This is a genomic window from Pseudomonas sp. SLFW, from assembly GCF_009905615.1.
Taxonomy (GTDB): Bacteria; Pseudomonadota; Gammaproteobacteria; order Pseudomonadales; family Pseudomonadaceae; genus Aquipseudomonas; species Aquipseudomonas bambusae.
Genome location: NZ_JAAAKW010000003.1, coordinates 496735 through 518910, shown reverse-complemented (window position 1 = coordinate 518910; position 22176 = coordinate 496735). Strand labels below are relative to the sequence as shown.

The 22176-nt window shown below is 57.9% G+C and carries 28 protein-coding genes and 2 tRNA genes; 10 read left to right on the top strand and 20 right to left on the bottom strand.

The annotated features are described in order from the left end of the window. The 7 genes from GVN17_RS08325 to GVN17_RS08295 all read right to left on the bottom strand — a co-directional run. Window positions 1-827 (bottom strand): sigma 54-interacting transcriptional regulator (locus GVN17_RS08325; RefSeq protein ID WP_166594739.1); only part of this gene is annotated, 827 nt, incomplete at its 3' end. Between the two features lie 70 nt (window positions 828-897). Beyond that, a complete protein-coding gene (locus GVN17_RS08320) occupies window positions 898-2481 on the bottom strand; it encodes an ABC transporter ATP-binding protein (protein WP_166594738.1) in 1584 nt (527 codons plus the stop codon). Window position 2482: 1 nt separating this feature from the next. After that, window positions 2483-3505 (bottom strand): ABC transporter permease, encoded by a 1023-nt coding sequence (locus GVN17_RS08315; protein WP_166594737.1) that lies wholly within the window; start codon window positions 3503-3505, stop codon window positions 2483-2485. After that, a complete protein-coding gene (locus tag GVN17_RS08310; protein WP_166594736.1) occupies window positions 3505-4569 on the bottom strand; it encodes a microcin C ABC transporter permease YejB in 1065 nt (354 codons plus the stop codon). The genes GVN17_RS08315 and GVN17_RS08310 overlap by 1 nt, the downstream gene beginning before the upstream one ends. Next, window positions 4569-6437 carry an extracellular solute-binding protein gene (locus tag GVN17_RS08305; protein ID WP_166594735.1) on the bottom strand — a complete coding sequence of 623 codons (1869 nt, stop codon included), beginning with the start codon at window positions 6435-6437 and terminating at the stop codon, window positions 4569-4571. The genes GVN17_RS08310 and GVN17_RS08305 overlap by 1 nt, the downstream gene beginning before the upstream one ends. A gap of 325 nt (window positions 6438-6762) precedes the next feature. Then, complete coding sequence (locus GVN17_RS08300; RefSeq protein ID WP_166594734.1) at window positions 6763-7044, bottom strand: peptidylprolyl isomerase; 282 nt, start codon at window positions 7042-7044, stop codon at window positions 6763-6765. Between the two features lie 105 nt (window positions 7045-7149). After that, window positions 7150-8034: a triacylglycerol lipase gene (locus GVN17_RS08295; RefSeq protein ID WP_166594733.1), complete on the bottom strand. Its 885-nt coding sequence runs from the start codon at window positions 8032-8034 to the stop codon at window positions 7150-7152. 143 nt (window positions 8035-8177) lie between these two features. Here GVN17_RS08295 and GVN17_RS08290 point away from each other — a divergent pair, with 143 nt between their 5' ends. Next, window positions 8178-8345, top strand: a complete 168-nt coding sequence (locus tag GVN17_RS08290; protein WP_166594732.1) for a hypothetical protein — start codon at window positions 8178-8180, stop codon at window positions 8343-8345. Here the strand turns inward: GVN17_RS08290 and GVN17_RS08285 are convergent. Continuing rightward, window positions 8336-9421: a 3-deoxy-7-phosphoheptulonate synthase gene (locus GVN17_RS08285; protein ID WP_166594731.1), complete on the bottom strand. Its 1086-nt coding sequence runs from the start codon at window positions 9419-9421 to the stop codon at window positions 8336-8338. The genes GVN17_RS08290 and GVN17_RS08285 overlap by 10 nt on opposite strands. 342 nt (window positions 9422-9763) lie before the next feature. Next, window positions 9764-9907, bottom strand: coding sequence for a hypothetical protein (locus GVN17_RS08280; protein ID WP_166594730.1), 144 nt, complete (start codon window positions 9905-9907; stop codon window positions 9764-9766). Window positions 9908-10090: 183 nt separating this feature from the next. On the opposite strand from GVN17_RS08280, the gene GVN17_RS08275 reads away from it, so the two are divergent. After that, entirely contained in the window at window positions 10091-10567 is a 477-nt protein-coding gene (locus GVN17_RS08275; protein WP_166594729.1) for a GNAT family N-acetyltransferase, read from the top strand. 18 nt (window positions 10568-10585) lie between these two features. Here GVN17_RS08275 and GVN17_RS08270 read toward each other — a convergent pair whose 3' ends face one another. Continuing rightward, the gene (locus tag GVN17_RS08270; protein ID WP_166594728.1) at window positions 10586-10813 is read right to left on the bottom strand and encodes a DNA-binding protein; all 228 of its coding nucleotides are present in this window, start codon (window positions 10811-10813) and stop codon (window positions 10586-10588) included. 82 nt (window positions 10814-10895) lie between these two features. Here GVN17_RS08270 and GVN17_RS08265 point away from each other — a divergent pair, with 82 nt between their 5' ends. From GVN17_RS08265 to GVN17_RS08230, 8 genes are all read left to right on the top strand, one after another. Beyond that, window positions 10896-11261: a helix-turn-helix domain-containing protein gene (locus tag GVN17_RS08265; protein WP_166594727.1), complete on the top strand. Its 366-nt coding sequence runs from the start codon at window positions 10896-10898 to the stop codon at window positions 11259-11261. Window positions 11262-11452: 191 nt separating this feature from the next. After that, window positions 11453-12097 (top strand): UvrY/SirA/GacA family response regulator transcription factor, encoded by a 645-nt coding sequence (gene uvrY / locus GVN17_RS08260; RefSeq protein WP_166594726.1) that lies wholly within the window; start codon window positions 11453-11455, stop codon window positions 12095-12097. A 1-nt stretch (window position 12098) separates the two neighbouring features. Beyond that, on the top strand, window positions 12099-13922 hold the full coding sequence (uvrC, locus tag GVN17_RS08255) for an excinuclease ABC subunit UvrC (RefSeq protein WP_166594778.1): 1824 nt from the start codon (window positions 12099-12101) through the stop codon (window positions 13920-13922). Between the two features lie 32 nt (window positions 13923-13954). After that, on the top strand, window positions 13955-14515 hold the full coding sequence (gene pgsA, locus GVN17_RS08250; protein WP_166594725.1) for a CDP-diacylglycerol--glycerol-3-phosphate 3-phosphatidyltransferase: 561 nt from the start codon (window positions 13955-13957) through the stop codon (window positions 14513-14515). Between the two features lie 61 nt (window positions 14516-14576). Beyond that, window positions 14577-14652: transfer RNA gene (locus GVN17_RS08245), tRNA-Gly, on the top strand. Between the two features lie 46 nt (window positions 14653-14698). Then, a tRNA-Cys gene (locus GVN17_RS08240) sits at window positions 14699-14772 on the top strand. 395 nt (window positions 14773-15167) lie between these two features. Continuing rightward, window positions 15168-15452, top strand: a complete 285-nt coding sequence (locus GVN17_RS08235; RefSeq protein WP_166594724.1) for a DUF1778 domain-containing protein — start codon at window positions 15168-15170, stop codon at window positions 15450-15452. Beyond that, window positions 15410-15931 (top strand): hypothetical protein, encoded by a 522-nt coding sequence (locus GVN17_RS08230; RefSeq protein WP_256665132.1) that lies wholly within the window; start codon window positions 15410-15412, stop codon window positions 15929-15931. The genes GVN17_RS08235 and GVN17_RS08230 overlap by 43 nt, the downstream gene beginning before the upstream one ends. Window positions 15932-16012: 81 nt before the next feature. Here GVN17_RS08230 and GVN17_RS08225 read toward each other — a convergent pair whose 3' ends face one another. From GVN17_RS08225 to GVN17_RS08180, 10 genes are all read right to left on the bottom strand, one after another. After that, a complete protein-coding gene (locus tag GVN17_RS08225; RefSeq protein WP_166594723.1) occupies window positions 16013-17080 on the bottom strand; it encodes a tyrosine-type recombinase/integrase in 1068 nt (355 codons plus the stop codon). Window positions 17081-17083: 3 nt separating this feature from the next. Next, on the bottom strand, window positions 17084-17350 hold the full coding sequence (locus GVN17_RS08220) for a DUF4224 domain-containing protein (protein WP_166594722.1): 267 nt from the start codon (window positions 17348-17350) through the stop codon (window positions 17084-17086). A gap of 12 nt (window positions 17351-17362) precedes the next feature. After that, a complete protein-coding gene (locus GVN17_RS08215; protein ID WP_218576118.1) occupies window positions 17363-18334 on the bottom strand; it encodes a DNA cytosine methyltransferase in 972 nt (323 codons plus the stop codon). Further along, window positions 18240-18710, bottom strand: a complete 471-nt coding sequence (locus GVN17_RS08210; RefSeq protein WP_166594720.1) for a hypothetical protein — start codon at window positions 18708-18710, stop codon at window positions 18240-18242. Before GVN17_RS08210 ends, GVN17_RS08215 begins: the two co-directional genes overlap by 95 nt. Beyond that, window positions 18707-19123 carry a hypothetical protein gene (locus tag GVN17_RS08205; protein ID WP_166594719.1) on the bottom strand — a complete coding sequence of 139 codons (417 nt, stop codon included), beginning with the start codon at window positions 19121-19123 and terminating at the stop codon, window positions 18707-18709. Before GVN17_RS08205 ends, GVN17_RS08210 begins: the two co-directional genes overlap by 4 nt. Continuing rightward, the gene (locus GVN17_RS08200) at window positions 19116-19487 is read right to left on the bottom strand and encodes a pyocin activator PrtN family protein (protein ID WP_166594718.1); all 372 of its coding nucleotides are present in this window, start codon (window positions 19485-19487) and stop codon (window positions 19116-19118) included. The genes GVN17_RS08205 and GVN17_RS08200 overlap by 8 nt, the downstream gene beginning before the upstream one ends. 150 nt (window positions 19488-19637) lie before the next feature. After that, window positions 19638-19922: a phage antirepressor KilAC domain-containing protein gene (locus tag GVN17_RS08195; protein ID WP_166594717.1), complete on the bottom strand. Its 285-nt coding sequence runs from the start codon at window positions 19920-19922 to the stop codon at window positions 19638-19640. A gap of 10 nt (window positions 19923-19932) precedes the next feature. Continuing rightward, the gene (locus GVN17_RS08190; protein ID WP_166594716.1) at window positions 19933-20265 is read right to left on the bottom strand and encodes a hypothetical protein; all 333 of its coding nucleotides are present in this window, start codon (window positions 20263-20265) and stop codon (window positions 19933-19935) included. Window positions 20266-20515: 250 nt separating this feature from the next. Continuing rightward, on the bottom strand, window positions 20516-21457 hold the full coding sequence (locus GVN17_RS08185) for a hypothetical protein (RefSeq protein WP_166594715.1): 942 nt from the start codon (window positions 21455-21457) through the stop codon (window positions 20516-20518). A gap of 18 nt (window positions 21458-21475) precedes the next feature. Next, window positions 21476-22123 carry a S24 family peptidase gene (locus tag GVN17_RS08180; protein WP_166594714.1) on the bottom strand — a complete coding sequence of 216 codons (648 nt, stop codon included), beginning with the start codon at window positions 22121-22123 and terminating at the stop codon, window positions 21476-21478. Window positions 22124-22176 lie beyond the last annotated feature (53 nt).

Genomic DNA, 22176 nt, shown 5'->3' with positions numbered 1-22176 from the left:
TGCAACACCCGCAGCAATTTGCTTTGCAGGGGCAGCGGCATGTCGCCGATCTCATCGAGAAACAGCGTGCCGCCCTCGGCCAGACGCAGCTTGCCTTGACGCCCGCGCCGGTCTGCGCCCGTGAATGCCCCCGGCGCCGTGCCGAAGAATTCGGCTTCCAGCAACGTTTCGGGAATGGCCGCGCTGTTGATACTGACGAAGGGTTTGTGCGCCCGGGGCGAGGTGTTGTGAATCGCGTGAGCGAGCAGCTCTTTGCCGGTGCCCGTTTCGCCCATCAGCAGAACGGGAGAGTCAGTGCTGGCGCTGCGACGCGCACGGCGTTTGACCTCCAGGCTCGCGGCGCTGGTGCCAATGAACTGCGTGAAAGTATATTTGGCCTGCCGCGCCCGCAACAGCGAGCGGGTCGACGCCAGCTCCTGCTGCATGCTCAGGTAGCGCTTGAGCAAGGGGGAGAGGGCATGCAGCTCGTCGAACAGCGCAAAACCGATGGCGCCGATCACGCCGCCCACGTCGTCGTGGATCGGCAGACGCATCACCACCAGCGGGTCCTTGGCGGTGTCCATCATGTCCAGCAAGATCGGCTGGCCGTTGCTCGCCACCTGACGCAGCAGGCTACCCGGAATCACCTTTTCGCAGGGCTGACCCACCGCGCGGCTGGCGTCTTCGAGACCGAAACGACGCGCATAACGCTCGTTGATCCAGACGATCCGTGCGTCCTTGTCCACGATCACAGTACCTTCGCTGGACTGCTCGATGATTTCGAACAACGAACGGATCGCTAAGCGCCGAACGCGTCGGTAATCCTTGAGGCTGTCACTGTCTTTCATGCACTGTTCCGTCGTTTCCGTCCCGGGCATCTGGCCGCTCAGACTGCTGTTGCCAATCAGTTGTAACCCCTCAGTTGTAACCAGGGTGCGCCGCCGCCAGCAGCTCCCGGGTATAGGGGTGTTGCGGAGCATCGAAGACATCATGACTCGCGCCGCGCTCGACCACTTTGCCGTCCTTGACCACGATCAGGTCGTGGGCGAGGGCCTTGACCACCGCCAGATCGTGACTGATGAACAGGTACGTCAGCCCGTGTTTCTCCTGCAGCTGGCGCAACAATGCCACCACCTGTTTCTGCACGGTACGGTCCAGTGCAGACGTCGGTTCATCGAGCAAAATCAAGGCAGGTTTGAGCACAAGGGCACGGGCGATGGCAATACGTTGCCGTTGCCCGCCGGAAAACTCATGGGGATAGCGATGCCGGCTCAGCGGATCGATGCCGACTTCCTCCAGGGCGCGAATCACTTCGGCATCGCAGCGGACCTTGTCCAGTTCGCTGTGCACTTCCAGCCCCTCGCTGATGATCTGTGCCACCGACATGCGCGGGCTGAGGCTGCCGTAAGGGTCCTGAAACACCACCTGCATCTGCTTGCGCCATGGACGCATCTGCTTCTGGTTCAGGCAGTCAAGCGCGTGACCCTTGAAGCGGATACTGCCACGGGATTCCAGCAAGCGCAGGATTGCCTGACCAAGTGTCGATTTTCCCGACCCCGATTCGCCGACGATCCCCAGCGTCTTGCCACGCTCGATGCTCAGGCTGATGTCATCGACCGCCTTCAGGTATTCGTGGTGGCGGTTGAAGATGCCGCCGCCCAGCGAGAACCAGACCCGCAGGTTTTCGACCTCAAGGACCTTCTCGCGGGTGTCCCGAGGCAGCGGCTCGCCCGCAGGCTCAGCGTCGAGCAACAGCTGGCTGTACGGGTGCTGCGGGTGCTTGAACAGGGTGTGGCAGTTGGACTGCTCGACGATTTCCCCGGCCCGCATCACGCAGACCTTTTGGGCAATACTGTGCACGAGGTTCAAATCGTGACTGATCAGCAGCAACGACATGTTCAGGCGCTGTTGCAGCTCTTTCAGCAGCAACAGAATCTTGCGCTGAACCGTGACGTCGAGGGCGGTGGTGGGCTCGTCGGCAATCAGCAGTTCCGGCTCGCAGGCCAGCGCCATGGCGATCATCACCCGCTGCCGCTGGCCGCCGGACAATTCGTGGGGGTAGGCCTTCAGGCGCTTCTTCGGGTGCTGAATGCCCACCAGTTCCAGCAATTCAAGAATGCGTGCCTGCGCCGCCTTGCCCGTCATGCTTTTGTGCACCAGCAGCGTTTCACCGATCTGCTTGGAAACCGTGTGCAACGGGTTCAGCGAAGTCATCGGCTCCTGGAAAATCATCGCGATCTGGTTGCCGCGAATCTGCCGCATCGTCTTGCCATCGGCACCCAGCAATTCTTGCCCGCGATAACGGATGCTGCCGGTGCTGACCGTACCCGCCTGGGGCAACAGTTGCAGGATCGAATGCGCCGTCACCGATTTGCCCGAACCGGACTCGCCGACCAGCGCGAGGCATTCTCCGGCAGGGATGTCGAGGCTCAGGTGCTTGACCACGGTATTGCCGCTGAACGACACCGACAGGTCGCGGATTTCAATGAGATTTTCAGCCACGTCAGGACCTCGGGTCGAAGGCGTCGCGCAACGCCTCGCCAATGAACACCAGCAACGAGAGAATGAGTGCCAGCGTGAAAAAGGCTGTGAAGCCGAGCCAAGGAGCTTGCAGGTTCTGTTTGCCCTGACCGATCAGTTCACCCAACGAGGCGCTGCCTGCGGGCATGCCGAAGCCGAGGAAGTCGAGGGCGGTGAGCGTCGAAATCGCCCCGGTGAGGATGAACGGCAGGTAACTCAGGGTCGCGTTCATGGCGTTAGGCAGAATGTGGCGCAGGATCACCTTGCGGTCGTCCAGCCCCAATGCGCGGGCCGCCTTGACGTATTCCAGATTGCGCCCGCGCAGAAACTCGGCGCGCACCACATCCACCAGTGCGAGCCATGAAAACAGCGCCATAATGCCCAGCAGCCACCAGAAATTCGGCTCGACGAATCCCGACAGGATGATCAGCAGGTACAGCACCGGCAGGCCCGACCAGACTTCCAGCAAGCGCTGACCGATCAAATCCACCCAGCCGCCGTAATAGCCTTGCAGCGCGCCAGCGGCGATACCGATCAACGCGCTGATGACGGTCAGCGCCAGGGCGAACAGAATCGACACCCGTGCCCCGAAAATCACCCGCGCCAGCACGTCCCGCGCCTGATCGTCGGTGCCCAGCCAGTTGATCGCCGAGGGCGGGCTGGGGGCAGGCTTGTTCAGGTCATAGTTCGGCGTGTCGTCGCTGAACGGAATGGGCGGAAACAACATCCAACCGTCGCCCTTGCTGATGAGCTGGCGCACGTAATCGCTGCGGTAGTCCGGCTGGAAGGGCAGTTGACCGCCGAACGCCTGCTCGGTGTACCGTTTGAAAGCAGGGAAGTACAAGCTGTGTTGATAACTGAGCACCAACGGTTTGTCGTTGGCGACCAATTCGCCACAGAGGCTGATGACGAACAGGCCGCAAAACAGCCACAGCGACCACCAGCCACGGCGGTTGTTGCGAAAACGCTCGAAACGTCGGCGAGCCACCGGAGACAGTCTGCGCATCAGGCATTCCTCGCGCTGAAGTCGATTCGGGGGTCCACGAGGGTGTAGCAGATGTCCCCGACCAGTTTGATCAGCAGCCCGAACAGGGTAAAGATGAAGAGCGAACCAAACACCACCGGGTAATCCCGCGACACAGCCGCCTCGTAACTCATGCGGCCGAGACCATCCAGGGAGAAAATCACCTCGATCATCAGTGAACCCGCAAAGAACACGCTGATGAACGCCTGTGGAATGCCCGCGACCACGAGCAGCATGGCGTTGCGGAACACATGTCCGTACAGCACGCGGCGCTCACTCAGGCCTTTGGCCCGAGCCGTGACCACGTATTGGCGGGTGACTTCGTTGAGAAACGAGTTCTTGGTGAGAATGGTCAGCGTCGCGAAACCGCCGATCACCAACGACGCGACGGGCAGCACCAAATGCCAGAAATAATCGGCGACCTTGCCCAGGGTGGTCATCTGATCGAAGTTTTCCGACACCAGCCCCCGGATCGGGAACCAGTTCAGGTACGTGCCTCCCGCGAACAACACCACCAGCAACATGGCGAACAGGAACGCGGGCATCGCGTAGCCGATGATGATCGCGGTGCTGCTCCAGATGTCGAAATGGCTGCCGTGTTTCACCGCCTTGCGAATGCCCAGCGGGATCGACACCAGGTAGGTAATCAGCGTCGCCCAGAGGCCGAGAGAGATCGACACCGGCATCTTTTGCAGGATCAGGTCGGTGACTTTGGCGCCGCGAAAGAAGCTGTTGCCGAAGTCCAGCCGTGCGTAATTCGACAGCATCAGCCACAGACGCTCATGCAGGGGCTTGTCGAAGCCGTATTGGTGCTCGATCTCCTTGATCAGCTTGGGGTCCAGGCCCCGGCTGGCGCGGGATTGGCCGACGTTCATGGTTTCGGTGTGGCCCGCGCCGATGGTGCCGCCCGCCACGCCTTGCAGCTTGGCGATGGCCTGTTCCACCGGACCACCGGGCGCAGCCTGCACGATGAAGAAATTCACCAGCAAAATGCACAGCAGTGTCGGGATGATCAGCAGCAGGCGTCGCGTCAGGTAGCCAAGCATTACTTCACCTCCGCAGGAATGGCCGAGGCGCCCCGTTGCTGGGCGAACTGTTCGGTGGTCAGCGCCTGCGGGCTGATTTCCCACCAAGTCTCGATGGCTTCACTGTTGCTGGCCTGCACTTTGGGGATGCCGAAGCGGTTCCACCAGACGGTTGAGGAGCCCGGCGGATAATAGTTGGGAATCCAGTAAAAGCCCCATTGCAGCACCCGATCCAGCGCATGGGCGTAATCGACCATCGCCGGTTTGGTGTCAGCTTTGGCGAGGCCGTTGATCAAAGTGTCGACCGCCGGGTCACGCAACACCATGTAATTGCTGGAGCCGGAATCGCGCGCCACACTGGAACCGAAATTGTTGTACAGCTCCATGCCGGGGGAGGTCGAGACGCCGTAGCCGGTCACGATCATGTCGTAGTCCCGCGCCATGACCCGGTTCAGGTATTGCGCGGAATCGATGCGACGGATTTCGAAATCGACGCCAATCTGCGCCAGATTGCGCTTATAAGGCAGAAGAATCTTCTCGAACCCGCTCTGGCCGTTGAGGAAGGTGAAACTCAGCGGCTCGCCTTCGGCATTGACCAGCTTGTCGCCTTTCGGCATCCAGCCGGCTTCTTCCAGCAACGCCAACGCCTGCAACTGTTTGTCCCGGATGAAACCGGTGCCGTCGGTCTTGGGCGTCTGGAACACCGTGGTAAAGACTTCTGGAGGAACCTGGCCACGCAACGGTTCGAGAATTTTCAGTTCAGACTCGGTGGGAAGCTGGGTGGCCGCCAGATCGCTGTTGGAGAAGTAGCTGTTCTGGCGCACGTAGACGTTGCGCATCATCTGCTTGTTGGTCCATTCGAAGTCCCACAGCATCGCCAGCGCCTGGCGCACACGGCGATCCTGGAATTTCGGCCGGTCAAGGTTGAACACGAAGCCTTGCGAACTTTGAACGGCGCCTCTGGCCAGGTGCGCGCGTTGCAGACGACCCTCAGTCAGTGCCGGGCTGTCATACAGGATGGAATAGCCAGTGGCCGAATATTCGCGGTTGTAGTCGTAGCCGCCGCCGCGTAGCACTTGGCGGGCGACGTCAATGTCGCCGAAATACTCGACGCTGAAGTGATCGAAGTTATAAACCCCGCGATTCACCGGCAGGTCCTTCGCCCACCAGTTCGGATCACGCTCGAAGGTGATGCTGCGGCCTGGATCGACCTTGCCGATGCGATACGGTCCGCTGCCGACGGGAACATCGAAACCGCCGCCGTTGGTGAAGTCTTTGTCTTTCCAGTAATGCTCGGGGAACACCGGCAACGAGGCAAGGTCCAGCGGCAAGGTCCGGCTTTCATTGCTCTTGAAGTCAAAGCGGATCTGGGTGGGCGATTCCACCTCGACGCCTTTTACGTCGCCGAACTCGGCGCGGTAGGACAGGCTGCCCTGAGTCATCAGCAGGTTATAGGTAAAGCGCACGTCTTCAGCGGTGATGGTCGTGCCGTCGGAGAAACGTGCTTTGGGATTGAGGAAAAAACGCAGCGACATGCCGTCCGGTGCACGTTCCATTTTTTCCGCGATCAGGCCGTAAACCGTGTAAGGCTCGTCCAGGGATTTCACCGCCAACGGGGAGTAGAGCAGGCCGTTGACTTGCGACACTCCGGTGCCTTTGTCGAGGTACGGCATGATGTGATCGTATTGACCGATTTCCTGTGCGGACCGGCGCATGCTGCCGCCTTTTGGGGCATCCGGGTTCACGTAGTCGAAGTGTTTGAAATCAGCGGGGTAGCGGGGAGCTTCACCGTAGACGGTCAGGGCGTGTTGAGGTGCAGCGGACAGGGATTGAAGACCTGAGACAAGGACCAGTGTTGCAACGATCAGCGATGAAAAAACAAAACGCATTACACGAATCCTGACTGACATTGGCGGGCAATGTCAGGGTTGAAGGTCATGGACGGGAAGGTGCTGTCTGTCCTGTGGGTTTTATTCGTTACCTCCGGTGGCAAGGTACCGCAACGCTGTGATCTTTGTAACCGCACTATTCCTGTGGTTGATGACATCTCTACAGTGCGGCGCGGGCGGCCGGGGCTCAAGCCTGTGCACCACCGTGAACCAGACAAAACGAAGCAATTTCTTTGCCGGAATAGGCAAGAATCTTTTTTTGAGGGCTTAAAACGCAAACGGCCCGCTTTAGAAGGCGAGCCGTTTGAAGAGACAACCTTCAGAATCAGTCCTGACGGCTGGTCACTTCCAGCAGGTGATAGCCAAACTGGGTTTTCACTGGACCCTGAACGACATTGACCGGCGCGCTGAAGACCACGGTGTCGAATTCCTTGACCATCTGGCCGGGACCGAACGAACCCAGGTCGCCGCCCTGACGGCTGGAAGGGCAGCTGGAATTGGCTTTTGCGACTTCGGCAAAGTCAGCGCCATTTTCGATTTCTGCCTTGAGTTCGTTGCATTTCGCTTCGCTGGAAACAAGGATGTGGCGGGCAGTGGCTTTAGCCATTTGAAAGTACTCCTGTCAAAAAAAGGAACGAGCCTACCGGATTAAGGGACGCTTTTCCCGAGAAAGTTCCGGCTCGCAGGCTGAGCGGGTGAGCCGTCACGAAAACTACAAGCCTTTGCGAAACAACAAGCCTGCATGATCGACGTAAAGCTGTACGGGGTCGATATCGCCGCGCACCCATCCCGCCGTCTGGTTGATGGCGTCCATATGATCGAGTGGGTAGTCGGAACGAATGACTTTACCCAAATGGGAACTGTAGCGACCGACGAGGCCGTCGTTGTATTCGGCTTCGCGCTCAAACAGCAGGGCATAGCTGCGCAGTGCCAAGTGTAGTGGGTCGAATGCGTTTTGCCCTTCGTCCAACAGCGTGCCTCGCAGGTATCCGCTCCAGGAGTAGTAGTGCACCCCGTCCACGCGTTCAGGCCCCTCGCCACCCCATTCATCTGGCAGGCCCTGAGGGTACCGGCGGTTAAATTGTTCGACCCCGTTGGTTGTCAATGCATCCAGTGCGCGGACCGGGTCTCGCGGCAAATCAGTGGTGCCGCCCAGCAACGAGAGAAAATAGCTAAACCCTCTTACCAGTCGCGCGGCCTGTTGTTCCGGCAATGCACCGGGTGTCAACGCCCGCCGGACCCAGTCCGCGACTTCGGAGCCATGGTTCGGGCCACAGACAGAAGTGACTGAGGCCACACGGTCCGGACGGACAGCGGCGGCGTAACGGGCCGTTAACGCGCCTTGGCTGTGGCCGATCAGATTGGCTTTCAAATAGCCGGTGCGGTTCATGAAACGGTCGATCTGTTCGAGAAGCTGTTCGCCCCGGGTTTCATTGTCGTGGGTGCCGGACAGCACCGGCACGTGAACACGGCAGCCAGCGTTCTCCAGTGCGGGAACGATCCCGTGAAACATGTCGAACGTGCCGATACGATCAAACCCGAACAGCCCGTGGATCAACAGGATCGGGTATTTGGTCGTGATAGGTGTGTCATTCATGACGGGCAGTCCCTTGCTGGTAGTGAGGCGAGCGAGGTTAGCGAGTCATATGACGCAGTGAGTGCCACCTTTTGCGGTCTTCACGACCGGCGTAGCGCTGGTGTGAGCGTGAGCGGGGCAACGGAAGTCTGGATTCAAAGGGCTTGCTGCTGGTAGCGGGTGATGGAGCGAAAGGGCTCACGGGCATCGCCTGCATTTCCTACGGCATCGCTCTGGAAATCGACAACGGCGTGCTGTCGATGATGACGCAGTTATGGGAAGCCAGCCGCGGAATGCGAGCCAGCTTTCCCACACGTCTTACTTATCTGTAACGGAGTTTGTTCACGGCGTCACGCAGCAGCCGTTCCGTGCCGTCCCAGCCCAGACAGCCGTCGGTGACCGATACGCCGTAACGCATCGAATCACTCAGTGGCTGGCAACCCTCGAAAAGATGGCTCTCCAGCATCATGCCAATCAGCGTTTGGTCACCTGCCAGCCGCTGTTGCAGGACGTCGTTGAAGACGTGGGGCTGACGCAGCGGGTCTTTGCCACTGTTGGCGTGGCTGCAATCGACCATGATCCGGGCCGCCATGCGGTATTTGTCCAGACTGGCGTTAACCGAGGTCACGCTGGCTTGATCGTAATTGGGGCCGGCATGCCCGCCGCGCAGCACGATGTGGGTGTCCGGGTTGCCCTGAGTCTCGATGATCGCCGGATGACCGTGGCGGTCGATGCCAAAGTGACGATGGGCATGGGCCGCCGAACGAATCGCGTCACAGGCCACGGCGATGCCACCGTCGGTGCCATTCTTGAAGCCCACCGGCATGTGCAGGCCGCTGGCCATTTCCCGGTGGATCTGCGATTCGGTGGTGCGGGCGCCGATGGCGACCCAGCTCAGCAGGTCATCGAAGTAACCGGCGGCCATCGGTTGCAGCAGCTCGGTGGCAATCGGCAGACCCAGACTGATCATCTCGCCCATCAAATGACGGGACAGCGTCAGGCCCGCGGCCATGTCGTCGCTGCCGTCCAGATGCGGGTCGTAGGCGATGCCTTTCCAGCCCACGGTGGTGCGGGGCTTTTCCACGTATGCACGCATCACCAACAGCATCTGGTCGCTGACCTCGGTGGCGAGATTGGCCAGGCGTTCAGCGTATTCCAGCGCGGATTTCGGGTCGTGAATGGAGCAGGGGCCGACGACCACCAGCAGGCGGGTGTCTTCGCCGTTGAGGATGGCGCGTACCGATTGGCGATGAGCAGCCACTTGGGCGGCGAGGGCCGAACTCAGCGGCAACTGGTTTTTCAATGCCAGGGTGCTGGGCAGCCGTTGTGGGGCAGGGTGGCTGTCGATCAGGGTCACAGGGCTGGACGGCAGGTCGGACAGGTGTGTTGCGGCGACGGACGAATTCATGGTTCGGGCTTCCTGGTCGGCGGGCATTTTCCCGCGCGGACCTACTGGGGTGTTCGACAAAGGGCCGTACTGGCCGTGAGTGTTGATGCGCCACCTGTCAGTGACCGATCGGAGGCGGCAGGCTGTCCCGAACGGAGGGTGGTAAATCGCCAGGCGAAGTCGATGTCGTTGCGGTAATAGGTGCTGTAGTTCATGTCGTGTTCCTCGATTCGAAGCGTTGGTCGGTTGTTAAAACTGGCTAAAACCAAAGGGGCTAAAAAACAAAACCCCCGGTCGGGAGGCCGACCGGGGGTAGAGTTATCTCTGGTTGGCGTCCCGTGATTCGTGGGCGCCGGTTGGGTATCAGGCGCGCCAGTGGCTAAACCAATACCCATAAAAATAAGAAGCCGGGGAGGCGATCGTCGTTGCATCCCACATGGCCATGCCCGCTACCTGACGCGAGACGTCGGCAGTGCGCAGAAGCGATGTATGAATGGATGGCAACATGATGTATCTCCGTGGAATGTCGCCGAGCTTACTTCAGGGTTGCGCGTCTATTCAATTGGAAATTTCAATCGTGTCGATTTCGGGCAGCCTTTGACGATTGGCGTATACGGGCGCGATGAACGCTTCACGTAGAATGCCCCGGCGAACCAATCATCGAAGAAACGGCGCTCAGGAGGAACAGCCATGCTTACCAATGAAGCGCCCGGTGCGGTAATGCAGGCAGCGAAACCGCGTCGGCTAGCACCCGCCACCGATGAGACGCTTGCCTTCGCACGAGAGCTGACGCGGGTCAACATGCGTGACTATTACAGCCACTACGGTCTGGTCTGGCAGCCCGAAGCCTTCGACACGGAATGGCCCAACCGAGAGAGTTATGTGGTGGAGCAGGCGGGCAAGGCGATCGGCTTTCTCAGTCTGACCCTGGAGAGTGATTACCTTTATATCCGCGACATTCAACTGATCGAGGCCTATCGCGGCGAAGGCGTGGGGCAATGGGTCATGGTGTGGGTGTTGCAACTGGCCAGGGCGCGGGGGTGTGCGAGGGTTCGGCTGAAAGTGTTCAAGAACAATCCGGCGTCGGGCCTGTACCTTCGGCTCGGTTATCGCCACGTGGGAGAGGAGCCTGCACTGTATTGGATGGAGTATGTGCTGGAGGCGTGAAGCCGGTCCCGGCGCACCTCATATCTTGGGTTCAGCGGACGAAGCCGAGTCCGGAATGACCCCGATTTTCATCCCCAACAGCACCGCTACCTTATGGGATTCTCCGCGTCGGCCTTTTTTCCGGCCAGAAAGAATCTGATAGGTCGTGGCGGCGTCCACACAATTTTCCCGGGCAAATTCTTGAACAGATTTGCCTTGCTCTTCGAGCCAGGCCTTGGCTTGTGCTGCGGTGCGTATTCCGGGCATAGTTCAAAACCGTTCAAGTCTGTACAAATTTATCTGGATTCTACCATTCGTAAGGATGGGGTCAACAAGGTTACGCATTCAAATGAGTGGAATAGGTGCCCGGCTTAGGGAAGAACGCGAGCGCTTGGGGCTGTCGCAACGAGCGTTCGGCGAAATTGGTGGTGTCGAACCCAATGCGCAAGGAAAGTACGAAAACGGTGACCGTACGCCGAAAGCCGATTACCTGGCGGCAGTGGCTGCCAAAGGTGTAGACGTGCTCTATGTGTTGACCGGTTCGCCCACCCCGGTGCCGATCGAAAACCTCAGTGAGGTTGAAGAGTGGGTGTTGGGCAGCTACAGATCACTGGTCAAGGAAGATCAGGATGCCATTCTCCGGTTGACGACTGCGTTGGCGGAATACAAGGCGACCTACGCCGTTGAAAAGAAATCCGCCCCGCAAGAAGATTGACCTTTCGTTGCACGTGTGAGCGTGCGCCTCAAGATTTTTTGCAAGTTTCCCGGCCGATGATGATAGCGTGTCGGTCTCGTTATCGATTCTCTGTCAGGGCCGTTCGAACGTTGCTTCGTCCTAGGTCATGCGCTTTCTTTTTGTTAAGGTGGCGGGCAATCGCCATAAATTGTTTTTTGTGAGGTGTCTGCTTGATTAGGGTGCTGGTTGTCGATGACCATGATCTGGTTCGGACAGGTATCACACGCATGCTTGCCGACATCGACGGTCTGCAGGTGGTCGGCCAGGCCGACTCCGGCGAAGAGTCTTTGAAGAAGGCGCGAGAGCTCAAGCCCGACGTCGTGCTCATGGACGTCAAGATGCCGGGTATCGGCGGCCTTGAGGCCACGCGCAAAATGCTGCGCAGTCACCCTGACATCAAAGTCGTGGCGGTCACTGTCTGTGAAGACGATCCGTTTCCGACACGCCTGCTGCAAGCGGGCGCGGCGGGCTACATGACTAAAGGTGCAGGCCTGACTGAAATGGTTCAGGCCATTCGGCTGGTCTTCGCAGGGCAGCGCTACATCAGCCCGCAGATCGCCCAGCAACTGGCACTCAAATCGTTCCAGCCACAGACCAGCAATTCGCCGTTCGACCTGTTGTCCGAGCGCGAAATCCAGATTGCCCTGATGATCGTCGGTTGCCAGAAAGTGCAAACCATCTCGGACAAGCTGTGTCTGTCGCCGAAAACCGTCAACACCTACCGGTATCGCATTTTCGAGAAGCTTTCGATCGGCAGCGACGTCGAGCTGGCCTTGCTGGCCGTTCGTCACGGCATGGTCGATGCCAGCGCCTGAAATGACCCAACCGTTCGATCCCAGCGCGTTTCTTGCCACCTGCAGTGGCCGTCCCGGTGTCTATCGCATGTTCGATATCGACGGGCGGCTTCTTTATGTCGGCAAGGCCAAAAACCTGAAAAAACGCCTCGCCAGTTATTTCCGCAAGACCGGCCATGCGCCGAAGACCGGCGCACTCGTCGCGCGCATCGCGTCGGTCGAAACCACCATCACCGCCAACGAGACCGAGGCGCTGTTGCTGGAGCAGACGCTGATCAAGGAATCGCGGCCGCCCTACAATATTTTGCTGCGCGACGACAAATCCTACCCTTACGTGCACCTGTCAGACGGCGAGTTTCCACGTTTGAGCATCCATCGGGGGGCAAAAAAAGCCAAAGGCCGTTATTTCGGGCCTTACCCGAGTGCAGGGGCGATCCGTGAAAGCCTGAGCATTCTGCAAAAGACCTTTCACGTGCGTCAGTGCGAGGACAGCTTCTACAAGAACCGCACCCGTCCGTGCCTGCAATACCAGATCAAACGCTGCAAAGCGCCGTGCGTGAATTTCGTCGAACCTGAGGTGTATGCCGAGGACGTACGTCACTCGGTGATGTTTCTGGAAGGACGCAGCAATGCGTTGACCGATGAGTTGAACATGCTCATGGAAAAGGCGGCAATGGCGCTGAATTTCGAGCAGGCCGCCGAATTGCGTGATCAGATCGGCCTGCTGCGACGGGTTCAGGATCAGCAGAGCATGGAAGGCGGAAGTGGCGACGTCGACGTGGTCGCGGCTTTCGTCAACCCTGGCGGCGCCTGTGTTCATCTCATCAGCGTCCGTGCCGGTCGCGTGTTGGGCAGCAAGAATTTCTTTCCTCAGGTCGGGATCGAGGAGGAGGTCGGGGAGGTTATGTCCGCATTCCTGGCCCAGTATTTCCTTGGGGGCGGCGAACGCGAGTTGCCGAGCGAAGTGATCGTGAACGTGGTCAACGACGACTTCCCGGCGCTGATCGATGCCATCGATGCTTCTCGCGGCAAGGAAATCACCATCAGCCACCGGGTGCGCGGCACCCGGGCGCGTTGGCAGCAACTGGCCGTGACCAACGCTGAACAGGCATTGGCGGCGCGGTTGGCCAACCGTCAGCACGTCGCGGCGCGTTTCGAAGCGCTGGCCGAGGTGCTCAAGCTGGATGAACCACCGCAGCGGCTCGAATGCTACGACATCAGCCATTCCAGCGGTGAGGCGACCGTTGCGTCCTGTGTGGTGTTCGGCCCGGAAGGTCCGATCAAGTCCGATTACCGCCGTTACAACATTGAAGGCGTGACGGCTGGCGACGACTACGCGGCTATGCATCAGGCGCTGACCCGGCGCTTCAGCAAAATCAACGACGGTGCCGGGAAACTTCCGGACATCCTGTTGGTGGACGGTGGTAAAGGCCAGTTGAACATGGCGCGTGATGTGCTCAATGAGCTCGCCGTGCCGGACCTCATTTTGCTCGGCGTGGCAAAAGGAACGACCCGCAAGGCCGGTTTCGAAACCCTGTATTTAAACGACGTTGCTCATGAATTCACGCTGAAGGGCGATTCGCCTGCGCTGCACCTGATTCAACAGATCCGGGACGAAGCCCACCGCTTCGCCATCACTGGCCACCGCGCCCGGCGTGGCAAGACCCGCCGCACGTCCACCCTCGAAGGCGTGGCAGGCGTGGGCCCGACGCGGCGTCGCGACTTGCTCAAGCACTTCGGTGGGTTGCAGGAATTGTCCCGCGCCAGCATCGAAGAAATCGCCAAGGCACCCGGAATCAGTAAAAAGCTCGCAGAGTCGATTTATGCCAGCCTGCACAGCGAGTAGAATGCCCGCTCACCTCGTAGCCAGTTGTGCCGATGAATATCCCTAATCTGATCACCGTATTACGTGTCCTGCTGATTCCGATCTTCATTCTGCTGTTTTATCTGCCTTATCACTGGAGCTATACCGCTGCCAGTTCGGTTTTCGCGTTGGCGGCCGCCACCGACTGGCTGGACGGCTACCTCGCCCGGCGCCTGGAGCAAAGCACGCCATTTGGCGCGTTTCTCGATCCTGTCGCGGACAAGTTGATGGTGGCCGTGGCGCTGGTGCTGCTGGTCCAGGCCCATGCCAATTTCTGGCTGACGCTGCCTGCCGCCGTGATCATCGGTCGCGAGATCGTGATTTCAGCGTTGCGTGAATGGATGGCCGAGTTGGGCGCCCGTGCTCAGGTCGCTGTGTCTAATCTGGGCAAGTGGAAAACTGCCGCGCAGATGCTGGCGTTGGTGATTCTCCTGGCCAATCCACCCGCTTTCACCTTCTGGGTCGTGTTGGGTTATGTGTTGCTGATGGTCGCGGCGGGGCTGACCCTATGGTCGATGGTGCAGTACCTCAGAGCGGCGTGGCCGCATCTGCGCACTACCACAGAGCAAAAATAAGTATTTTTAAATCAAGGGGTTGACGGGGTCATTTGAATCTATAGAATGGCGCCCACACCAAGCGGGAATAGCTCAGTTGGTAGAGCACGACCTTGCCAAGGTCGGGGTCGCGAGTTCGAGTCTCGTTTCCCGCTCCAGTTTGTACGCGTTCAGGGTCAGTTGTAGGGGGCGCTGGACGTTTGGGGCCGAGTAGCAAAATGGTTATGCCGCGGATTGCAAATCCGCTTACGCCGGTTCGATTCCGACCTCGGCCTCCACATATAAAACCCGTAAGATCAACGTCTTGCGGGTTTTTTTGTGCTTTCTGAAACGCCAGAGTTTCCGCAACTTTCGAGATCGTTTCCGCAACCTAAGCTCGCTGCCTCGCGGATCTATCCTTCAAGCACCGTCTCTTCTCCGTCCTCATTTGAGGTAGTCCTCGCTCAGGAGAGCGTAGGCGCCACCGTGCCCACCTGAGTCGTGTAAGTGCATCAGATATACGACTATACGTTAGCTATACAGCGTGATAGGCTTTTCTCGTGGGTTGGATACGCCCACCGAAGACGAAAAAAACGGACTGGAGGTACTATTTTCGTGACATCGAACCAACATTCTCGGGCCATGGACCCACCTCGCGGGCAAGGCTCAGCAATCATCATTTAGGGACCGTGACATGAACCAAATCTTAGAACGCGATAAACCCGTTCCGATCAACATGCGGGTCGATACCAAAAAACGCAGCTTGATTGACGCCGCTGTCGAGATACTTGGAACAGACCGGACCAGCTTCATCCTTGAGGCTGCGTGCAAACGCGCCGAAGAAGTGCTTTTGGATCGCAGACTGTTCTTGTTGAGTGATGAAGCCTTTGACCGATTTGAGCAAGCGCTCAACGACAATTCATTAGGGAATAACGAATGCGTCAGGAAACTGCTTGCAAAGCCGAAACCTTGGAGCTGAGTCCTCCGGAAAAGCTGGAGGTGCGTCACGTAGCCGATGAATTTGAATCCGGTGAAAATTCAATCGACGATTACATACGCAACAAGGCTTTGAAGGCTCAGCAGGCAAAGCATGCGATGGTTTATGTCGTTTGCTTCAAAGACACGGATGTTATCGCGGGCTACTACACGTTATCTAACAGCGCGGTAGATCGGCGGTACGGCGCGACGGCGAAGCTCAGACGTAATGCACCGGACCCATTGCCTGTAACCGTTCTGGGGCGCATGGGGGTCACCGCTAAGGCTAGCGGGCGGGGTCTATCGCTTGGATTGCTGGCTGACGCCATTGAGCGTTGCATTATCGCCTCCGAAGTCATCGGATCCGTGGCAATCATCGTGCATCCGTTGAACGAAAGGCTCGCGGCTTACTATGCCAAGCACGCTGGGTTTATTCCGTGCCCAGACCTTTCTCCGATGACCATGATGCTTTCGCTTAGATAGAAAAAACTAAGAAGCCCGCAGCTGCGGGCTTCTTGAGGCTTTCAGGTTAGCGGTCACTAACGTCGATCTGGTTGCAAGTGCTCATTTGGTGGGACTCACAACTTCACCCACTCGGCGATAGATATCCTTGGTGGTTTTCTCATTCGAATGTCCCAACAGTCGGCTCGCGTGACTGATGTCTTCGATCTCCGACGCTGCCTTAGGTCTGATATCTCTGAACTGAAACCTCCTGATCAATTCTGCCAGTTCGGAATCTCCATTCATCACTGCCTGGCTCGCTGCTTTCTCACGTGCTTCCACCCAGCGATTGTTCATCATCGCCATGCTCATCCGTAATCCTGATGCGTTGGTGATAAGCCTGGATCCTCGGATACCCGCCGCGCGGCGGCGGTCCAGTAAGTCTTCTACAAACTTGCCAAGTCCCGTTAACTGCTCGCCGATCAATAGCCTGATTCGGAGATGCTTGTCGGTTTTGCCTTGTTTCACTGAGAAAAATTCTTTGGCGATATCTGTCGTAGCCGCTTTCAACGTGTCTGCAGGGCGCTGGCCCGTGAGATAGGCCAGATCCATGGCGTCTTTCAGCTCCTGCACAGCTTCTGCATAGACTGCATTCCATACGACTTCGTTGGCGTAATAGTCGCGCGGTTTCTCCTTATTCCGGCGTAAACCGAAACAAGGGTTCGCCCTGTCGGTCAGGCCCCATTCACGTGCAATAGTGAACACGTGTGACAGGAGGGCAATTTCACGATTTGCTCGCACCTTGGCCGTCCGGGCGTCTCTATACTGAGCGACGGTGGCGGTCGTGATCGAGTCGATGGGGGCGTCTCCAAAGGCGGCCTGCAAGAGCTTCATTTCCTTCCGATTATCTGCCTGGGTGCGCAGTCCCTTGCCTGGAATGATTGAGTCGCTGTATCTGTCGAACACCTCTTCCATCAGACATATCGACTTGGGCAGGATTTTCCTTTCGAGCCTTGCCCATTCGATTCTGGCTTCGTTTATGTCATTGCCGAGCGGAATCTCTCGGCGTTTTCCGGCCTCATCTCTGCCGTTATAGTAGTACGCGACCCAGAGCTTCCCGTTCTTGAGCTTGCGGGTTCGCCGCAACATGCGCGGGGGTAGATCCCGGTTTTCCTTATTCTTGCTGCGCACCCTTTATCCCACCCGTGACAAATCAAGTGTCCACGTTTGTGCCACCACATTTGATGCGGATGGTTTGACGCCTGACAGTTTCAGCCGCGCATAGACGCGGCCGACGATGGGGCGTCTCGCCCCTGTCAACACGTATTGCCAGCCATTGCGGCTGAGCCATTGAATCTGTCTGGAAGGCATCTGATACCCCGTAACCACCGCCAGCTCTTCTTCGGCCAGAAACTCGCTGGGCACTTCCCAGTCCACCCTGTTTTGATGCGCTGCTCTCATGCTGCCTCCTTGTCATCCTTCCCTGTACAACCAATCGAATGCTGCCGCTGCCACTCGTGGAACTTGTCCATTGCCAAGGGCTTTAAGTCTGTCCAACCGATGGGCCACCCCATCAGCCACTCGACCCACGTCGGGTTCAGGTGGCCATGGTCCGAAGCCATGATCGCGTGGTCCAGTCGATCCCGTGCGCGGCTGGCCCCGGATCTGCGTGTGAGGGAGCGGGGCGAGGAGCCTTTCGACATGCTCGCTACGGGCGTCGGCCAAGCATGTGTGGCCGGAGAAGAGCGCCGTCGGCGGCTGGCGGGGCGGTTGGTCGGTGATGACCACTGTTTGGCCGCGTTGCTCAGGCCCCATCCGGCATTCTTGCTGCTGCTGCCTGGCTTGTTGTGGTTGCCATGGACGGTGGGTGTCGGCCACAAGCCAGATTCGGTTTCGTTTGTGCGGTGCGCCGAAGTCTGCCGCTGATAGACAACGCCAGTGCGCGTCATACCCCAGCTCGGCAAGGTCACCGAGGACCACGGCAAGACCTCGTCCCACAAGCAGCGGTGAGTTTTCCAGCAGCACGCTTGCGGGTCGTATTTCACCGATGATTCGTGCCATTTCGCGCCAGAGACCTGAGCGGCTGCCGTCGATGCCGGTGCCGGTTCCTGCGGCTGAGATGTCCTGGCAGGGAAACCCGCCCGATACCAGGTCAACAAGGCCGCGCCATGGTCTCCCGTCAAAACTGCGCACGTCAGACCAAATCGGGAAAGCTGGAAGGGCTCTATCGTTTTGTCGTTGCGCGAGAACTTGTGCGGCGTAGGCATCACGCTCAACGGCGCAGACGGTGCGCCAGCCCAGGAGGTGCCCGCCGAGTATTCCGCCACCAGCGCCTGCGAAAATAGCCAGCTCATGCACTGCGCCTCCTGTCCTGCAGGGACATGTGGTGGTGCACGTTGTCTGGCAGCAGCCAGGCCTGTGCCATGTCTTCCAGAATGGTCTCATTGCACAAGTGGGCGGCATCCCAATGCAGGGGCGTGATCGATCTCCATCCGAAACTCAGCGTGTATCCACGGCTAGCGGGTGTGGTCTGGTCATCTTCGGATTGGGCGTTATACCCCTGAGCAGGCTGCGCGGACGGGCGGATACGCGCTCCCAGCGTGGTTTCGTATTTCGCAGCCCGGCGCAGCTTGAGGTGGGGTATCAGCGATTTTGCGGCGGCACGAAGTTCGCCATTAATGCCTACTGCTGCGCAGCAGAATCTTTTTATTTTGAGCGCGCTGCCCTTGGATTTTCGGCGAGTCAGCGCGTTGCTGGTTGTATGGGCAGCTTGTGGCGCGATGCTGATCGATTTGCTGAGACGGCGAGCTGTGACGGTCATGCTGCCATCTCCGTTTCTAAAGGGCGGAGAATATCGGCAAGGTCAAGTGCTTTAGCGCGAAGGTCGAGCGATCGTCTTGCCTGGCTTTGGGAGGTCAGCGCTGCGAATGTGTCGGATGACAGCTGCAGGTGGTCCGCGATCTCCAGCAGGGTTGCGCGCTCTTTCTCCCCCATTGATGACCGTGCAAGCGCCCAGTTGGCAACCTGGCGCAGCTTGCGGTGTTCAGAGGCCCTGCTGTCGAGCAACGTTTGCATGCCGTCGATGGTCTTCTGGCAGTCACGTCGGGCGTCTTTGTTGCCCTCGACATTGCCCGCGCGGTAACCGTCCAGCTTGCCCCAGCGGTAGCAGATGAACACGAGGGCGCCGGCCGTAAGTACGAGCGCAATCAGTGCATAGATTTGAACGTCAGTCATGGTGGTGTGCTTCCTGTGTAGGCCGGTGGTGGCGACCGTCTGTTGGGTCCTCCATTGGGGTGTCTTGAGTTCGCGCCATGGCTTCGTCAGCCTTGTAGGCGGACGCTTCGATAAGCGCGGCAACGTGGCGGATGTAGACGAACTTCGGGGCCTTACGGCTGCTGTCCAGAGTGGTAACTGGCAACTGGATGCGGCCGCTTTCGATCTCCGACTGAAACGACCGCTCGTTGAGGTTGCGAAAGTACCGCGCGCGCAGCTGATCGAGGGGTATGAGCAGGTCACCGAAGGTGCGGTAGAGCAACTCGACAGTGACCGCATCCGGGGCGGTCATCAGTCGTAACGGGGATTGTGTGGCGTGTGTCATGTGCTTTCCGTGCGTTGTTTGCGTTTCGGGTGTTGCCAAGCCAACAGGCAATGCTTTTTCGTCAACTCGCGCAGGTGCTCTGGTACCTCAAGCAGGGCGGCGTTGCGCTCTTCTCGGGTTCTCAGGGCGATGATCTGGCGAGCGTATTCCCTAGGCCACGTCACGGCGGTCAGCCGGTATGGCAGGGAGAGGTAGGTCGAATTGTTTGGCCAGCCATGAGATGCCAGCCGGTTTAACGCGCGTGGACTGGCTGTACTGCATGCCAAGCTCCTGGTGGTACCAGCTCCCGTCCTTCACCCGCAGGTATTCGCGGTCGCGGTGTGGGTGTGCAGGCAGGTTTCGGTCGTTTAGCAGGCCGTTGGCGCGCATCAGTTTGATGAGCTTGGGCCGGGTGGTGCCGAGGTGTTTCGCGGTTTGTTCGAGGCTGCGTTCCATGCTGCACTCCTTAAGCCGCGTTGGCTGCTGGCGGAGCAGCGGGGGCTAAGTGGTGGATGGACTCGGTCGGCTTTTCAAACAGCCGCGGACCGTTTGCGATCTCCTCGATAAACGCTGCCAGTTTGAGATGGCTGTTCTCGGCGGTTGGCAGGGTCAGCGAGTGGCGTTCGCTGTTCATCTCTACGGTGAATTGAGTTTCCGTCATGCACCGATCTACGTGGAGGCAGAACGGCAGGCTCCTGCGCGTTACTGGCGTGCGCAGTGCATGGTGGAACGTCCCGGACAGGGTGGCCTGTGCGCTTAATAGCTGGAGCGTGCGGTTGTTAAATTTGAAGTGAGTCATGCCGCGTTGCCTCCGCCGTTTGGGGTGGATGGAGCAGGGCATGTGCGGCTCATGAGCTTAGGTTTGGACGGTACGAACGCGCAGCCCGTCGAGCGCGCCAAGCGGCGAGTCTCGAAGATCTGGAACGGGTTTGCAGCGGCCGGGTGGACGTGCAGAGTGGCGGTGGTGTGCATGGTGGTTGCCTCGTTCTGTGGTGGAGAATGAGGCGATAGTTAACCTAAAAGGTTAACAAGTCAAGTGCTAGATTTTCTCAGCCTGCAAATGGCATGAGCTTTGTTAGCAAATCTTCTCGCGAGGCAATGTAGAGCCTGAAATTGATGTCCCAGCGTTTCGCGGCCAGACTGACATTGTCCTTAATGCGATAAACTTCGCGTTCGTTCAACGGAGCATCCACGATGATTACGAGATGTAGAACCGCATCCTGGTCGGCAGTATTTCTTACCAGTTGTATCGCCGCATGAGCTTCATCAAATACTCCGTAAAACCGTCGCGGCGGTACTGGTAGTGATTTAAAATATTTAACTTCTGCTAAATGAACAACATTCGATCTCACACCCACTGCATCAAAAAACAACGGGGATGATAGTTCGGGAGTGTCAAATTTTACGTTTGTTTTGAACGGAATTTGTGTCATTACCTTCAATTTCATTATCGATTTGTGTTCGATATGGCGAAGGTCTTCTAAAGTCTCTCGATTGATCTGATCTTTGAAGCCATGAACATCAAAGGCTTGGGTGGGAATCGGTGTCCCGGGTCCTGTGGGCTCGGCGAGAGGTGGCGTGGTGTCTTGTTCTTCAGCGGAAACCCGAGGTGAGGCCTGCGTTTCAGGCTCCCCGCTCCCTGATGTGGTCGGCCCTGGTTGATCGGCAGCTGAGTCTGGCTCCAAGTCTTCCTTTAGCTCCCCCTTAAGCTTTTCTTCAGTTTCATCAGGCGTCGCAATGCCTAAATAATCCATGAAGTTTTTTTCATCTTTATAATCGGAAGGTGCGTAAAGCTTTTTATGGTTGAAGTTAAGTGTTAGAAAAAAAGCGATCACCAGTAGGGCGGGGAAAAGCATTAGAAACCAGATAAATGTTTGCTGGTTTTCGGGGGCGATAAATGGTAGCACGACAGTGCCGCTTATTTCAGCAATCGCTGCAAATCTTGAAATAACTGTCAGGGGGTTTTTGACATGTCCTATTTGTTCGCTCAAGATTCTAATCCTAAAGACTTAAAGTTCGGTGATTTTCCACTTCGCACTCCCGAAAATCTCCCACTCACCGGAGCGTTTTAGGATCCTGTCGGGCCAGTTTGGGTTGATCGCGTGCAGGTACTCTTCATCACCTTCCCTAGTGAATTTTCGCAAAAGCACTCCGTCATGACCTTCTCGTTTTACTGCCGCGAATGAACCGGAAACGACGGGGACCGAGGGATCAATAACAACCCTGTCTCCAACGCCAAACATCGGCTCCATGCTGACCCCATCAATCATAAGGATGAACGCACGTGGGCCGACAGGGCCTGGAGCACTCATCCAAACTCTGTGTTCGTCCACAGCCTGTGCTGCCTGAGCCTGACACCATGAAGCGGCTTGGGCCGCGTTCAGCACGGGCAGCCTTCTACTTCCAGCACTCATTACGGTGAGGGAATTGAATTCGTCGAGCACATACGGGAGATCTAGATATCCATTGTGCAGCTCCAAGGCTCGCTCAATTTCACGGGCGATGTGATCACCGATCCCTTTTGTAGGATTTTTTCCCGCGAAAGCACTGATTTGAGAAGGAGCCTTATCAAGCAAGTAGGAAATATCCTTGAGTTTGAGGTTTTTTTCCTCAAGCACTCGCCGAAAATTTTGAAGTCGTGTGTCTTTGATATTCATCTGCGCATTTTGGCCAGTTTAACCTGCGGGGTGAATCTCCATCTAGGTGTTTA

What these genes read in the sequence shown, in the direction of transcription:
- GVN17_RS08180 (WP_166594714.1), bottom strand. Translation starts at nt 22,123, where the DNA reads ATGAATATCAAAGACACACGACTTCAAAATTTTCGGCGAGTGCTTGAG.
- GVN17_RS08270 (WP_166594728.1), bottom strand. Translation starts at nt 10,813, where the DNA reads ATGCCCGGAATACGCACCGCAGCACAAGCCAAGGCCTGGCTCGAAGAG.
- GVN17_RS08230 (WP_256665132.1), top strand. Translation starts at nt 15,410, where the DNA reads ATGCGTCAGGAAACTGCTTGCAAAGCCGAAACCTTGGAGCTGAGTCCT.
- GVN17_RS08295 (WP_166594733.1), bottom strand. Translation starts at nt 8,034, where the DNA reads ATGAATGACACACCTATCACGACCAAATACCCGATCCTGTTGATCCAC.
- GVN17_RS08235 (WP_166594724.1), top strand. Translation starts at nt 15,168, where the DNA reads ATGAACCAAATCTTAGAACGCGATAAACCCGTTCCGATCAACATGCGG.
- GVN17_RS08305 (WP_166594735.1), bottom strand. Translation starts at nt 6,437, where the DNA reads ATGCGTTTTGTTTTTTCATCGCTGATCGTTGCAACACTGGTCCTTGTC.
- GVN17_RS08265 (WP_166594727.1), top strand. Translation starts at nt 10,896, where the DNA reads ATGAGTGGAATAGGTGCCCGGCTTAGGGAAGAACGCGAGCGCTTGGGG.
- GVN17_RS08200 (WP_166594718.1), bottom strand. Translation starts at nt 19,487, where the DNA reads ATGACACACGCCACACAATCCCCGTTACGACTGATGACCGCCCCGGAT.
- GVN17_RS08210 (WP_166594720.1), bottom strand. Translation starts at nt 18,710, where the DNA reads ATGACCGTCACAGCTCGCCGTCTCAGCAAATCGATCAGCATCGCGCCA.
- GVN17_RS08300 (WP_166594734.1), bottom strand. Translation starts at nt 7,044, where the DNA reads ATGGCTAAAGCCACTGCCCGCCACATCCTTGTTTCCAGCGAAGCGAAA.
- GVN17_RS08310 (WP_166594736.1), bottom strand. Translation starts at nt 4,569, where the DNA reads ATGCTTGGCTACCTGACGCGACGCCTGCTGCTGATCATCCCGACACTG.
- GVN17_RS08315 (WP_166594737.1), bottom strand. Translation starts at nt 3,505, where the DNA reads ATGCGCAGACTGTCTCCGGTGGCTCGCCGACGTTTCGAGCGTTTTCGC.
- uvrC (WP_166594778.1), top strand. Translation starts at nt 12,099, where the DNA reads ATGACCCAACCGTTCGATCCCAGCGCGTTTCTTGCCACCTGCAGTGGC.
- GVN17_RS08190 (WP_166594716.1), bottom strand. Translation starts at nt 20,265, where the DNA reads ATGACTCACTTCAAATTTAACAACCGCACGCTCCAGCTATTAAGCGCA.
- pgsA (WP_166594725.1), top strand. Translation starts at nt 13,955, where the DNA reads ATGAATATCCCTAATCTGATCACCGTATTACGTGTCCTGCTGATTCCG.
- GVN17_RS08280 (WP_166594730.1), bottom strand. Translation starts at nt 9,907, where the DNA reads ATGTTGCCATCCATTCATACATCGCTTCTGCGCACTGCCGACGTCTCG.
- GVN17_RS08215 (WP_218576118.1), bottom strand. Translation starts at nt 18,334, where the DNA reads ATGAGACCATTCTGGAAGACATGGCACAGGCCTGGCTGCTGCCAGACA.
- GVN17_RS08275 (WP_166594729.1), top strand. Translation starts at nt 10,091, where the DNA reads ATGCTTACCAATGAAGCGCCCGGTGCGGTAATGCAGGCAGCGAAACCG.
- GVN17_RS08220 (WP_166594722.1), bottom strand. Translation starts at nt 17,350, where the DNA reads ATGAGAGCAGCGCATCAAAACAGGGTGGACTGGGAAGTGCCCAGCGAG.
- GVN17_RS08285 (WP_166594731.1), bottom strand. Translation starts at nt 9,421, where the DNA reads ATGAATTCGTCCGTCGCCGCAACACACCTGTCCGACCTGCCGTCCAGC.
- GVN17_RS08195 (WP_166594717.1), bottom strand. Translation starts at nt 19,922, where the DNA reads ATGGAACGCAGCCTCGAACAAACCGCGAAACACCTCGGCACCACCCGG.
- GVN17_RS08205 (WP_166594719.1), bottom strand. Translation starts at nt 19,123, where the DNA reads ATGACTGACGTTCAAATCTATGCACTGATTGCGCTCGTACTTACGGCC.